This is a genomic window from Peribacillus sp. NPDC096540, assembly GCF_050278525.1.
Taxonomy (GTDB): Bacteria; Bacillota; Bacilli; order Bacillales; family DSM-1321; genus Peribacillus.
Genome location: NZ_JBNNTG010000003.1, coordinates 160,101 through 172,891, shown reverse-complemented (window position 1 = coordinate 172,891; position 12,791 = coordinate 160,101). Strand labels below are relative to the sequence as shown.

Here is a 12,791-nt window from a genome sequence, read left to right as displayed (position 1 = left end):
CTATTTACGTGGTTTTTTATAAAAAGGTGTTTGTATAATAACGGCTTTCAATCGTTTTGAACGAATTTCCACTTCGACTTCCAAATCCATCACCGAATAGTCTTTATCGATAAGTACCAATCCTACATTTTTCTTCAAGGTTGGTGATTGAGTGCCAGTCGTAACTTCACCAATGACTTTATCCCCACTGTATACCTTATAACCATGACGAGGAATGCCTCGGTCAATCATTTCAATTCCGACAAGCTTACGTGGTGCCCCATTTTCCTTTTGTTCAGCTAGAACGGCTTTCCCGAAAAAGTCGGCTTCCTTATCCACTTTAACCGCAAAACCAATCCCGGCTTCAATTGGGGTAATATCCGGTGAAAGCTCCTGTCCATAAAGCGGAAGTTTAGCTTCAAAGCGGAGTGTGTCACGTGCCCCTAAACCTATCGGCTGTATCCCTTCTTCTTTTCCTGCATCAAGAATAGCTCTCCAAAGGGCCGGGCCATTTTCACTGCGGCTATATATTTCAAAACCATCTTCACCCGTATATCCTGTACGTGAAACGATCGTGGAAAGCCCATTTATCAGGACATTTTCCTTGAATTTAAAAAAGCCAATTTCACTCAAAAGTGTATCATTAGATAGTTTTTGTAATATTTTCTCTGCAAGAGGTCCCTGCAATGCCAACTGTGTATAATCGCTTGATACATTCGAAAGTTGGACATCCTCTGAACAATTAGCTTGAAGCCAGTTAAAATCTTTTTCTGTATTGGCGGCATTGACCACGAGCAGATAGTCATCTTCTGCTCTTTTATAAATGATAAGATCGTCAACCGTACCGCCGTTTTCATAACACATAGCCGTATAAATTGCACCACCCTGTTTTAGCTTTGATACATCATTGGTCATCATTTTTTGTAAAAAGGAAAGACTCCCTGGTCCCTTTACATCAACCTCACCCATATGGGAGACATCAAATAAGCCAGCTTTTGTACGAACTGCTTCATGTTCGTCCTTGATACCCGAAAATTGAACAGGAAGTTCCCAGCCGCCAAAATCGATTGTTTTTCCTCCGCATTCACGATAAACCTCAAATAGTGGCGTTCTTTTTAAATTGGTCAAAAAATGACCCCCCTTATATTTTTTAAATGTACTTTGCTTTCTTTTCTAAAATCTTCTTTCCATTCAATCAGATCTTCTTATACTTCTCATCCTGTTCATAATGAGGAAAAAAGGGCACAAAAAAGGACAGAGAAAGCCCTATAGAGCTTTTTCTCTGTCCTGAAACCTGAAAGTTTACCTATATAATAGGTTTTCCCCTTTGGTGGCCGTCCTGCAACGAGCGGCGCTCTCCAGAGTTGCGTCCAATAAGAGTTCTTTTGCCTGAGAGATTCACTGCTAAGTTTGCTCCTTCGGCGCTACATTCGTAGTCTCTCCCCTTATCTTCACCCGCATATAAATGTGTCTCCACCAATTAGGAAAGTAAATAATTCCTACTGATAGTTAGTAAAACCTCTGTGCATTTACAAAATGCGTTCTCTACCAACTCTCCTTAAAACTTCGGGGAACTTAATGAATGATCTCTAGTCTGTTAATCTGGGATAAAGTAGGAGCCGGTTGCCCATACTATTAAAAACGCTACATTCAGAAAAATGGACGCTTCTTTTAAGCGTTTGGGAAATTGGAATTTTCTAAATATACTTACATCCTACCTTAAGAAACTTTTCTCTGCAATATCTTTTTACAGAGAAATATTTTTCTTACTACACATATAAAATGTTCGGGTTTCAACCCTAAATAAGAAAATTATGATTTTAGAAGGAGTAGTTTCAATGAAAATTAATATATCCTTCAGTTCTGATTGGAATGACGGGTTTCTACAAAAGATGGAAAATGACGGTCCATGGGGAAATTGGGAGCTTTATAAATTGGCTGTTCAAATGGAAGAAAACCTCATTATTCCTGATTTTGAAGGTTTACAGGCACCCAAGCATCTTCCACAGCTCACCCCGCTTCCCCACCAATTGGAAGCAGCAAAGCAGGTAGTTGAAAAGATGAATGGAAAAGCCATTTTAGCTGATGAAGTAGGTCTCGGTAAAACAATCGAAGCTGGCTTGATTCTAAAAGAATACATGATCCGAGGTCTTGTTAAAAAAGTATTAATCCTTGTACCCGCTTCACTTGTAAGTCAATGGTCTTTTGAATTGAATACCAAGTTTCATATTCCGGCTGTTGTTCAAAGAAAAAGTTATGTGTGGGAATCATGCGATGTTGTTATATCATCCATTGATACAGCGAAACGCGCTCCGCATCGAGATATCATTTTTAATCAGGAATATGACTTTATCATTATTGATGAAGCTCATAAACTTAAAAATAATAAAACGAAGAACTATGAATTTGTCCAAAATCTGAAAAAGAAATTTTGTTTACTGCTGACAGCTACGCCAATTCAAAATAAAGTCGAAGAAATTTTCCATCTAGTTTCGTTATTAAAACCGGGGCACCTGGGAAATGCAACACTCTTTTCTGAGAAATATAAAGGCAAAGGCCGTAATATTATTGAGGATGAGCATCTAAAGGAACTCGTCAATACTGTAATGATTCGGAACCGACGGGCTGATACTGGAATTGAATGGACCAAAAGGCAGGTGGAAACAATCATCATTGAATTTTCTCCAACTGAACAAGCCTTGTACGACGCTGTTTCCAAATTTAAGCCTGTTTCAGATAGGGCGAAGGGAAGTTCTTTTTCAGCACTCACGCTCCAAAGAGAAGCATGCAGCAGCAGAGAAGCCGTTTTTTATACATTGAAAAACATGAAAGCCAAATATGAACAGCCTTCCCCTGACTTCTTAGCAAAGCTGGATGAGCTGTTTGAGAAGGTAAATGAAACGGTACAAAACTCCAAGGCTGAAAAAGCTTTAGAACTCATCAAGAAAATTGATGACAAAGTGATTATTTTTACGGAATACAGAGCTACTCAGCTATATTTACAGTGGTATTTACAACAGAATGGAATTTCCTCGGTTCCTTTCCGCGGCGGATTTAAGCGTGGAAAAAAAGACTGGATGAGAGAATTATTCCAAAAGCAGATTCAGGTTTTAATTGCTACCGAAGCTGGTGGGGAAGGAATAAACCTTCAATTTTGCCACCACTTGATTAATTTTGACCTGCCATGGAATCCAATGAGACTTGAACAAAGAATTGGACGGATTCACCGACTTGGTCAGGAAGAAGATGTCATGATTTATAACTTTGCAACGAAAAATACAGTTGAAGAACATATTTTGAAATTATTATATGAAAAAATCCATTTGTTTGAAAAAGTAATTGGTGAATTGGATGATATTTTAACGAAGCTGGATATTAGCAACATCGAAGAATATTTAATTGACGTGGTCGGTGAGTCAAGAACAGAGGGTGAAATGAAAATTAAGATGGATAATTTTTCATCCATGATTCAATTCGCTCAAGCTATGAAGGAAGGTGAGATTCATGCAGCAACAGGAAATTCATAATTTTTTAATAACTTTCTTTGAAGCTAATGATTGTGAAGTACTAGAAAATACCCCATCCCATATTACTGTTCAACTGACGATTGAAATGGATAAAGAGTTAATGAACCGTCCCTTTTATTGGCATTATCTCGAAAAAACGGGCGGGATTCCAAACCCAGCACAGATTACTTTCATTACCGATCCTGAACAGGCTCCACCCAATATGAAAGGAGAACGAATTCACTTTGGTTCGCCCCGTCTCCGTCAAATTATCGAATCAACAAAAAGGCTGGCTGGATATACTAGACTTTTCGAGGATACACTTCCATCAAATGGCGGGCATAATCCATTGTTTCCCTGGCTAACACTAAATGTGAAAATATCTTATCAATGTGATCGAAAAAAAGATATCTTTATGTCTGTCGGATTGAATTTAATCTCCGGAGAGATCATGGAAGGATTTCACAATCGTGTTTTACCGGTTAAGGTCACACCGAAGATACCGGATTACTCCTTCACCCTCTCACCGTTAATCATGCCAAAAAGTGGGTTAGCAAGACTTGATACATATATCCGAACCAGTTTCGAGAACGATGACCATTCTTGGGCGGAAGAAGCCATAGAGCGCTGGCAGAATGACTTAAATTTATTGGAGCATTTTTATAAGGATATGGATGAAAAAAGCGAAAGTTATTTCACTGAAAAACAGGCATTACAGGCCCAATATGAACCAAATATTCTAATATCAATCATCAATGGCGGTTTATTTTACTTATCAGATAGAGCGTTAGGATAAATGGATTTTTTTCAAAAATGACTTCTCTACTACAAATGCCTAGCTATATTTGCCTGACTAAACAAAAAAACAGATGTCCCAAAGCTTAGGACATCTGTTTTATTTTTTGATTTTTTTTCTTACAAACATCGACAAAGCGAAAGGGACAATACCAAACCAGTGGGACACACCATGACTTTTATCCTCTTTCCGATGACGGCGTTTTTCTTTCCGTTCTTTCTTGGTCAAATTAAAATATTCGACAAGCTGCTGTGTAAGATATTTGATATAAGCATTTGTAGACATACAATATCACCCTTTAATAAAGCATGCCCCGTTTATGCTTCTTTTATTCTTTCAAGTTTACCCGAGATGGTTACTATTTGGATCTGCTTGTTGTATCATGGTAAGCTCTGACTTTTCATATAGGCAACCCTATCATTGAAAAAATCATTCCGTTCGATATCCTCATACTCAGTTAGCCAAAAACGGTTTTCATCCTTCCTGAATCCCTTCTCCACTTGTTACTGACATAGTTATCACAATGGAGTATTTTCAATCTACTAATTCCATATCACTGAATCCGCACCTCAGGTTGACTTCATCCGTGTTACACTGACTGTTTTTCTATCCATTCTATAACTCTACCTAATTCTTTGTCATATTGAATAATGATTCTACCAACTCGGTTATTTTTAGTCGAGGAAGCAAATTCGATAAAGGCATAACGTGCATCTTGTTTCGTTAATATATAATGGACATCACCATTGGGATATGAGATATCCCCCTGAAGGTTCTTCGGTATCTCTTCACCCCACTCAGCTGTCACCTCATTAACGGCTAGATGCACTAGATGATCGGCTACAAGCGTTTCTTCCACTTCTTTATAAAATTTTTTATCGATGATAAATTGATCGATCATTAATATCGTGAACATGATAAAAACACTCGCTACAATCATGACCATCGGGAAAACGACCCCTTTTTGATTATTCATCATCTTTCGACTCACTTTTAAAGAAAGGATGAAACCTACGAATAACAGTATTTCCCGCGTTATCCGTTATATTTAACACAATGACGTTACCATCCTTCTCAACCTGGAATTTTGAAATGTTCTGCAGGATGACCTCATGACCTTTTCCATTCACTCGCCTGCGGAGCTTATCCTCATATTGTTCAATAAAAGATAACTGGTCACCTGAAAGTAAATATAATTTATTATCTATTACATCCTGACTTTTAGCACCCCTGACCTCCTGTTGCATTTGCATCGTAAAGATTTCCCACTCTTTAGGATGCAATTTGTCTTTTGATTCTAACTGGGTGTGAATAATTGAAAAAAGTTGTAAGATGAAAATAGATGTGGTCATTAATATCATTAAAGAAAAAAGCATTTCAATTATTGTAAAGCCATCATTTTTTCGCAGCATCACAAATGGATTCTGATTTACCGACTGCATTTTCATATCGTACACATCCTTCAATCATACCTGGAAAATCCCTCTGGTCCTTCCATGTTAGTTCATACAATCTTTTCTGGAAATGGATTTCCTGGTCGACAGCATTTACCTCCCCATCCATGAAAGCGGTCAATCTTTCATATAACAAATAGTGGGCTTCTGTTCTTAAGACAACATTTTTCCGATTGGTCATTATCTCCTCCAGTATCGGCAGAATCGAAATGACCAAGAATATACATAAAGAAAAAGCGGCTATCATTTCTAAGTAGACATAACCTCTACTGTTTCTCAATCCTAAACCTCCCTTTACCGATATTAAGGACTAACTTGTACTTCCCTTTTGTCGTATCAATCATCATCGTCCCTGCTTTTGAAGCATTTCCATACTGATTAAAATGAAACGAAAGTCCTAATGTTCCACTTAAGAACTGTATATCCTTTGGTATGCTCCTCTCAAGCACAACCCCCTCCTTATAGGATGTTACCGTGTAAATCCTATTCGTATTATCCATATGAAGGTAAATCAGACTTTCATGGCTGATGGCATACTGCTGCGCATAGAAAATGTCCTCTTTCAGTTGAGAAATGAATATCCTATTTTCCATTCCTTTAATGAAGCTTGGATATAAATTTAGACCGATGCCACTTAGCAGTACAAAAATAACGAGGACGACGAGGGTTTCTGACAGTGTATAACCTCCACAGGAAGGCCGCACAATCAATTTGCTGCTACTCAATTACCGTAACCTTTCCCTTGTTATCCAGACTAATACCATCCCCATTCGGGCATGATTTTTGTTTAAGGTACCCTTGACTTTCCAATTCATCAATATTCGCAGGAAGTTTGCCATTATCTATTTCATAGGCTTGAACCTGTGCTTGAGCCATCTTAACAAACGCTTCACATCCTTTAGAGTGAATCGTCGATTGATGCTTTGTTATATTTGGGATTGTAATAATTAAAAGAATGGATATTACGAGCAAAACAATAAGCATTTCAATTAATGTAAAACCTCTTTCATTCAACATTTTCTTCATATCATTCTGCTGCCAAAAACATGAAAATAGATGAGGAATTTCATACACTTATTCTATTCCCAAAATTATTCCAGCGCAGATTCACCTCCAGAATTTATTAAGAATATTCTATATCCCTTCGAGCAGAGAAAACATTGGCAGTAAGACTGCTAAATAAATGGAAACAATCAACAGGCCGATCAATGAAAACATAAGAGGCTGAATGATTTTCAAAATTGAATTCATTCTTTCTTCAATTTTCTCTAGCAAAAAACGACTGTAATGAAGTAACTCTGAATCAAGCCTGCCGTACTTTTGACCATTTGCGGCTATTAATGATAAATTTCTATCAAAGTAAGGCAGTTCCTGAAAAATCATTTCTAGCGATCTGCCTTCAATTAAATCATCTTTGATAATTGAGCAAAGCTTCTGGTAAAAAGGCTGTTGCTGATTTATGGAGAATAATTTGATGCTCTCGTTAATGGAAAGCCCTCCAGAGAGTAAGCCACTGAATTGGCTTGTAAAAAAATACGTTTCATATAACTTAATGAATGTACCTACGAGCGGAATGTTTATTAATATTCTTCGCTGCCTTAAGGGACATAACTTGTTAAACCAAAATTGTTTGAGTAAAAAAAAGAAAAGAAGCAATGCGAGTAAGATAAAGGGGACGACAGGAAGAATAACTGAAGAGGCTACCAGTAATTTCAGGATGATATTCTGTTCAACATTCATCGTAAAAAAGATTGTCTGGAATTTTGGAAGGAGGACACTCTGCAGGATATAAAACACGATGTTCACAAAAAAGAATAAGAAAATTGGATACACCATCAACTTTTTCACCTTATCCAAATCTTCTGTTCTTTTCTTCCAGTATCTACCTCCTTCTATCAACGCCCGATTGAGGTCACCGCATTGTTCTCCATAAAATATATAGCTTACAAGCTGTGGATGAAAATTAAGATGGGTTAACACTTGATGCAGCGGATGTCCGTTCCTTAAATCCTGAATAGCTCTAGTAAAATCCTCAGCTTTCTTCTTTGATTCCTGAAACTCCAGAAAATGTATCGCCTCGGCTAAGGGATAGCCATGACTTAATAATTCCCCCAGCTTCGAGATAAAGACAGCTTGTTCTTTTATCCTCCATTTACTTTTTGCCTTCATCGTATACCAGCCGTTCAAATTCATGTGAATCCACATAGCCCATTGCCACCGCTTTTCCTATCTCATCCTTTAATTGGCGGTAGGAGACCGTCCCCTTCCCTTTTTCCTCTCTCGTCAGCTTCAATACTTCTGCCAAGCTTTTTCCATAAAGTAGTTCATACACACTTGCCCTTTTATTACGAGCAATCATTTGGCAACCAGATGTACAAACCTCTTTACATTGCAGACATGTTAGTTCAACCAGCCGTTGAGCCGTCACACCAATCAAACTCTGTTCTATCTCAAGCAAGCTGATTCCAAATTCGAGCAACCTAGAGATAGCTCCTTGTGCATCCCTTGTATGCATGGTTGTGAGAATTAAATGACCCGTTAATGCAGCGCGAACTGCAATTTTTGCTGTTTCGGAATCCCTGATTTCACCGACCATAATCACGTCGGGATCATGCCTAAGCACAGCTTTTAGACCAACAGAATACGTAATTCCTGCCTTTTCAATTAATTTGAACTTGTAGAACCTTTTCTGACACATTTTCAATGGGATCTTCAAGTGTAATGATGTTCCGGTTAATCATTTCTTTTGAATGATGAAGCAGGGAGTATAATGTCGTGGTTTTCCCACTACCAGTCGGACCGGTAAATATGAGCATGCCATGGGAATGTTTCAGAAGAGCAACCAGTTTTTGAACGGTGTTTGGAAATAGGGATAACTGTTCTAGAGGAAGGATATTCTGCTGGGGAATCAGGCGGATGACCAAACTTTCGAGATGTGCAGTTGGTAATGTGGAAAGGCGAAGTCCAACCACTTTTTTTGCTAAATTGACGGTAATTGAACCACTCTGAGGTCTTCTTTTCTCACCTATATCCATTGCGGCAAGGAACTTTAAATGGGAGATCAGTCGTTCCGTTTCAAAGAATGACAATGTTTCCTGAGGAACGAGCTTATTGTCAATCCTAAATTGAATGAGAGGGCCCTCTCTGCGTGGTAAAACGTGAATATCCGATGCCGATAATTGAATGGCACGGGAAAGGATTTTTTCTGCTTTCTTTTCAATCGATATCAAATCTTTCATCACCTCCTATGTTTCTTGTAGTAGTGTTTCGACATTGCACGACAAATTCCTCCTTTAAAATAAAAAAATCCTCGAAAGATTATTCGAGAATAAACTCATTTTCAAATCATACTTTTATGAAACAAAATTTCTTAGCGCATCTTCATTATGTCCAACCACAAGCTTTTCTCCATCAATGAGGATGGGTCTTCTTAATAATTCAGGTTCTTTTGTTAATAATTGGATGATATCAGAAAGCAGCATTTCGTCAATATTAACATGTAAGCCTTTATAGGCTTCACTTCTTGTTGCTAAGACCTCATCAAGTCCTTCCGTTGTCAATTCAAGGATTCTTTTTAACTCTCCTTCTGTAGGAGTTTCTTTGCATAAATGACGTTCATCGAATGATACTTGATTGGTTTTTTACCATTTTTTTGTTTTTCGGCAAGATGTATAGCTTGGGTACGAAAAGAAAGTTAACCGTTTTAACCGTCCCATTCTTATCACTCTCCGTTCACATTTTGTTCTAAAAAAACTCTATAAAATAATTGTATAATATTCGTTTAAGTTTTGTATATTCATTTGCACTATATATCAGTTTGAAATGTGAACTTTTTTTAAACTTAAAGGAGATTGCTGTTTCTGTTATTCCATTTTTTTCTGCCTGTATTATAATGGAACAATGGTTAAACTATGGAACAGCAGGAGGATATAATGGAACAAACGCTAAAAATTACAAACGTGTTAGCAGATCCCACCCGATATTATATATATCAATATATCGTTAACAACCATCAAGATGTATCTGTACAGCAAATCGCCGATTCTTTTAAAATTCATCCAAATGTAGCACGTTTGCATTTATCAAAACTTGAAGATGTGGACATGCTTACCTCGGATGCACGTAAGACAGGGAAAGGCGGACGCCCTAGCAGGCTTTATCGATTATCCGATAAAGTCATTCAACTTCATTTTCCATATAGGGACTATCAGCTTCTTTCAAGAATTGCCATTAAGACGATGATGACATTAGGAGAACAAGGAAAAAAGGCTCTTTATGAAACAGGGAAGGTATTTGGGGAGGAATTAATTAATCAGCAACTAACCCTAAGCTCAACGTCGATTGACGATCTGACTTTTGATGAAAAAGTCAGCATGCTTAAAAATGCGGCTACCATTGCAGGGTTCTCACCTGAAATACAGGCAAGCGAGGAAGAAAACAACATTCTCTTTAGAATCTTCAATTGTCCTTTTAAAGAAGTTACCAATGTCGAGCCTAGTACAATCTGTGCAATGCACAACTCATTCTTAAAAGGTATGTTTGAAGCATTGTTTGACAATGTTAAGATTGTGGAATTAGAAAATATGATGGAAAATTGCGTAACATGTTATTATCAGGCGTCGGTTCTCACATAGAAACAAAAGGCATCCTTTACATTACCTTACAATTTCATTTATAATTATTTTGAATGCACACGACTAGACAAAAGGAGGGATTCGGATGGAACGCATGTTCAGAGTTTGTGGTTTTTGGACAGGAATTATGGCAATATTCTTTTATCTTGGCCATATGCATCAAACTTCTTTACTTTTCTTTGCACAAACCGGCTTTTTTGTACTCTTAAGTTATTTGAAATTATCTGAGCGCATGTATATTTATGTTTTCGGCGCCTATCTTACCGTTTTCTTTGCAGGATTTTCCTACTGGAGCGTATTTATGATGACGCCAGGAACTGCACATTAAGGAACAGAGCAATATACATAACCCATGAATCTTGATTCATGGGTTTCTACATGTCCTTATTCAGGAAATAGTCTTACTTCCTCGGCTAAATGCTTCGATTGCAGCAGCACTCTAAAATACTCACTATGCCCACCGGGAACAATTAATCCCCGTATTGCTCGATTCCGCTTAGCTGTTTTTGAGAAAGGATCCGTCTCTTGGTGGTCTTTCAGTTCCTCAAGAATCCCTGTTTTGAGTAAAAATTCATTTTGCTGAAATAGTCCTTCCATAGAAAAATTCACATTTTTTCCGCTTTCGATTAATGTGTCAAAATGAATATGGGATGTCAAATCCATCTCACCAGGATACTCAAGTACTTGTTTCATCATTTTATGCTGATAATACCCTCTTAAGCTTCCCTGAAGATGCGCTGGTTCCTTCCACTCCTGTTCCGTATAGCCATAATCAATTGTAAGGAGAACACCTGATTTAATATGTGAAACGATTTTCTCATATTCGTGTATCATTTTAAGTGGTACTTCATAGCGCTGTTTTTCATTTAATATGATATTCTGTTTTGTTAAGTATGTAAGAATATCATGATTTTTCAAAGGCTTCTTTATTTCTACTAAGTGTCCATCCTCTACAGTGATAAATACCTCTACTAGAGCTCCCTTATACATTTCAATGACATGTACAGGCAACGCATCAAAAAGTTCATTAGAGAAGACGATTCCATTTACATTCTGCAAATTTTCTAAACTATCCATAATAACAACCTGTTTAAACACCCCTACACGCTCTTGCTGAACCTTTCTGTGGTAGGGGCTATTGTCTACCAGGATATAAGTTAATGTGCTCCACAACACAGGCTCTGTTACTTTTATAAAGGCGAGGATATCATAGGCAAGCTTCCCATCCCCTGCACCGATTTCGATTATTCTCGGAGGCAATCCGCATTCTTTTATCAAATAGATAAACCACCTGGCTAGTGCCCTCCCAAATGCATCCCCTACATTACCAGAAGTATAAAAATCTCCATTTGTACCGATTTTCTTCTTTTCACGCACATAATAACCTATATTAGGTGTATATAAGACAGCTTCCATAAAATCATGATAGGAAATTCTATTTTGGGGACTGTTTCCAATCATTTCTTTCAGGAGATTTTTCATTTTAACACCTCTTCTTTCATCCCCTACCACAATATTGCAAAATACATCCTGTGCCAACTTCATAGTTTTGCACATTTTTTAACTGTAACTTTTTCTGAAGGTATGTAAAAAACTATTCTTTACTCATGCACAAAATATTTTTTGTTTAAATTACTTCTTTGTGCAATAAACGTGTAGTTTGATCTGCTCCAAAAAAAAGCAAACTCAGAACATATCTTTTGATACGATTGCTATAAAAGCCTTCCCCGTATCTATTAGTGCGATTTCGTCAAAATCAAATCGAGGATGGTGATGAGGAAAATGGGTGTTGTCATTCTCATTTCTTGCACCGATTTTAAAATATGTACCTGGTTTCTCTAGTAAGAAATAAGAAAAGTCCTCTGCTCCCATGGAAGGGGAAAACTCAACTACAGCTTCTTCAGAAAAGGTATTCACAAAATGTTTCGAACCATCTCTGTTTCCTCCCTATGGTTGTATAAAGCAGGATAACCATTCAGATAGTCAATTTTATAGGCTGCATGATTTGCCTCGGTAATCCCTTTCACTATCGAGCGAATTTCTTCTTCGATTTGGAATCTTACTTCTTGATTGAATGTACGTACGGTCCCTTGGAGTTTGGCCGTATTCGCGATGATATTAAAGGCCGAGCCTGCATGAAAAACTCCTATAGTTACAACCGCAGATTGTAAAGGGCTTATTCTTCTGCTCACGATTTTTTGCAATGCTTGGACAATCTCACTTCCAATCACGATCGAATCAATGGCTTCCTGAGGTCTAGCCCCGTGACCACCCTTTCCTTCAATGGTGATTTCAAATGCGTCCACTGCAGCCATTTTGTACCCGCTGCCCACCGCTATTTTCCCTACAGGTATATCTGTGGCTAAATGCGCCCCATAAACGGCATCCACGCCCTCTAAAGCCCCATCTCCCAGCATATCCT

17 protein-coding genes, 1 pseudogene and 2 riboswitches are annotated in these 12,791 nt (G+C 37.8%); of the genes and pseudogenes, 4 read left to right on the top strand and 14 right to left on the bottom strand.

What is annotated here, in order from left to right; genetic code table 11:
• Positions 1 to 1,107: a glycine cleavage system aminomethyltransferase GcvT gene (gcvT, locus tag ACQKMR_RS04745; protein ID WP_427696246.1), complete on the bottom strand. Its 1,107-nt coding sequence runs from the start codon at positions 1,105 to 1,107 to the stop codon at positions 1 to 3.
• Positions 1,108 to 1,259: 152 nt separating this feature from the next.
• Positions 1,260 to 1,343, bottom strand: a riboswitch (glycine riboswitch).
• A gap of 3 nt (positions 1,344 to 1,346) precedes the next feature.
• A riboswitch (glycine riboswitch) is annotated at positions 1,347 to 1,434 on the bottom strand.
• Positions 1,435 to 1,817: 383 nt separating this feature from the next.
• On the opposite strand from gcvT, the gene ACQKMR_RS04740 reads away from it, so the two are divergent.
• Both ACQKMR_RS04740 and ACQKMR_RS04735 read left to right on the top strand, forming a co-directional pair.
• On the top strand, positions 1,818 to 3,506 hold the full coding sequence (locus tag ACQKMR_RS04740) for a DEAD/DEAH box helicase (RefSeq protein WP_427696245.1): 1,689 nt from the start codon (positions 1,818 to 1,820) through the stop codon (positions 3,504 to 3,506).
• Positions 3,484 to 4,281: a YqhG family protein gene (locus ACQKMR_RS04735; RefSeq protein ID WP_427696244.1), complete on the top strand. Its 798-nt coding sequence runs from the start codon at positions 3,484 to 3,486 to the stop codon at positions 4,279 to 4,281. The genes ACQKMR_RS04740 and ACQKMR_RS04735 overlap by 23 nt, the downstream gene beginning before the upstream one ends.
• 99 nt (positions 4,282 to 4,380) lie before the next feature.
• Here the strand turns inward: ACQKMR_RS04735 and ACQKMR_RS04730 are convergent, their stop codons facing one another.
• From ACQKMR_RS04730 to ACQKMR_RS04685, 10 genes and pseudogenes are all read right to left on the bottom strand, one after another.
• Positions 4,381 to 4,566 carry a YqzE family protein gene (locus ACQKMR_RS04730; RefSeq protein ID WP_427696243.1) on the bottom strand — a complete coding sequence of 62 codons (186 nt, stop codon included), beginning with the start codon at positions 4,564 to 4,566 and terminating at the stop codon, positions 4,381 to 4,383.
• 304 nt (positions 4,567 to 4,870) lie between these two features.
• A complete protein-coding gene (comGG, locus tag ACQKMR_RS04725; RefSeq protein WP_427696242.1) occupies positions 4,871 to 5,257 on the bottom strand; it encodes a competence type IV pilus minor pilin ComGG in 387 nt (128 codons plus the stop codon).
• Positions 5,250 to 5,729, bottom strand: a complete 480-nt coding sequence (comGF, locus tag ACQKMR_RS04720; RefSeq protein ID WP_427696241.1) for a competence type IV pilus minor pilin ComGF — start codon at positions 5,727 to 5,729, stop codon at positions 5,250 to 5,252. The genes comGG and comGF overlap by 8 nt, the downstream gene beginning before the upstream one ends.
• Positions 5,677 to 6,015, bottom strand: a complete 339-nt coding sequence (locus ACQKMR_RS04715) for a hypothetical protein (RefSeq protein WP_427696240.1) — start codon at positions 6,013 to 6,015, stop codon at positions 5,677 to 5,679. The genes comGF and ACQKMR_RS04715 overlap by 53 nt, the downstream gene beginning before the upstream one ends.
• Positions 6,002 to 6,460 (bottom strand): competence type IV pilus minor pilin ComGD, encoded by a 459-nt coding sequence (comGD, locus tag ACQKMR_RS04710; protein WP_427696239.1) that lies wholly within the window; start codon positions 6,458 to 6,460, stop codon positions 6,002 to 6,004. The genes ACQKMR_RS04715 and comGD overlap by 14 nt, the downstream gene beginning before the upstream one ends.
• Entirely contained in the window at positions 6,453 to 6,761 is a 309-nt protein-coding gene (gene comGC, locus ACQKMR_RS04705) for a competence type IV pilus major pilin ComGC (protein WP_427696238.1), read from the bottom strand. The genes comGD and comGC overlap by 8 nt, the downstream gene beginning before the upstream one ends.
• Positions 6,762 to 6,869: 108 nt before the next feature.
• Positions 6,870 to 7,940, bottom strand: coding sequence for a competence type IV pilus assembly protein ComGB (gene comGB, locus ACQKMR_RS04700; RefSeq protein WP_427696237.1), 1,071 nt, complete (start codon positions 7,938 to 7,940; stop codon positions 6,870 to 6,872).
• The gene (locus tag ACQKMR_RS04695) at positions 7,888 to 8,433 is read right to left on the bottom strand and encodes an ATPase, T2SS/T4P/T4SS family (RefSeq protein ID WP_427696236.1); all 546 of its coding nucleotides are present in this window, start codon (positions 8,431 to 8,433) and stop codon (positions 7,888 to 7,890) included. The genes comGB and ACQKMR_RS04695 overlap by 53 nt, the downstream gene beginning before the upstream one ends.
• On the bottom strand, positions 8,396 to 8,974 hold the full coding sequence (locus ACQKMR_RS04690; protein WP_427696235.1) for an ATPase, T2SS/T4P/T4SS family: 579 nt from the start codon (positions 8,972 to 8,974) through the stop codon (positions 8,396 to 8,398). Before ACQKMR_RS04690 ends, ACQKMR_RS04695 begins: the two co-directional genes overlap by 38 nt.
• 114 nt (positions 8,975 to 9,088) lie before the next feature.
• Positions 9,089 to 9,451: pseudogene (locus tag ACQKMR_RS04685) on the bottom strand (Spx/MgsR family RNA polymerase-binding regulatory protein).
• Positions 9,452 to 9,667: 216 nt separating this feature from the next.
• On the opposite strand from ACQKMR_RS04685, the gene ACQKMR_RS04680 reads away from it, so the two are divergent.
• Together ACQKMR_RS04680 and ACQKMR_RS04675 are read left to right on the top strand one after the other, a co-directional pair.
• Positions 9,668 to 10,369: a helix-turn-helix transcriptional regulator gene (locus ACQKMR_RS04680; protein ID WP_427696234.1), complete on the top strand. Its 702-nt coding sequence runs from the start codon at positions 9,668 to 9,670 to the stop codon at positions 10,367 to 10,369.
• Between the two features lie 85 nt (positions 10,370 to 10,454).
• Positions 10,455 to 10,697, top strand: a complete 243-nt coding sequence (locus tag ACQKMR_RS04675) for a DUF2626 domain-containing protein (RefSeq protein ID WP_053346950.1) — start codon at positions 10,455 to 10,457, stop codon at positions 10,695 to 10,697.
• A gap of 56 nt (positions 10,698 to 10,753) precedes the next feature.
• Here the strand turns inward: ACQKMR_RS04675 and ACQKMR_RS04670 are convergent, their stop codons facing one another.
• The 3 genes from ACQKMR_RS04670 to ACQKMR_RS04660 form a co-directional block, all read right to left on the bottom strand.
• Entirely contained in the window at positions 10,754 to 11,851 is a 1,098-nt protein-coding gene (locus ACQKMR_RS04670; protein ID WP_427696233.1) for a class I SAM-dependent methyltransferase, read from the bottom strand.
• A gap of 204 nt (positions 11,852 to 12,055) precedes the next feature.
• Positions 12,056 to 12,286 (bottom strand): M20/M25/M40 family metallo-hydrolase, encoded by a 231-nt coding sequence (locus ACQKMR_RS04665; RefSeq protein ID WP_427696232.1) that lies wholly within the window; start codon positions 12,284 to 12,286, stop codon positions 12,056 to 12,058.
• Positions 12,283 to 12,786, bottom strand: coding sequence for an amidohydrolase (locus ACQKMR_RS04660; RefSeq protein ID WP_427696231.1), 504 nt, complete (start codon positions 12,784 to 12,786; stop codon positions 12,283 to 12,285). The genes ACQKMR_RS04665 and ACQKMR_RS04660 overlap by 4 nt, the downstream gene beginning before the upstream one ends.
• Positions 12,787 to 12,791: the final 5 nt, after the last annotated feature.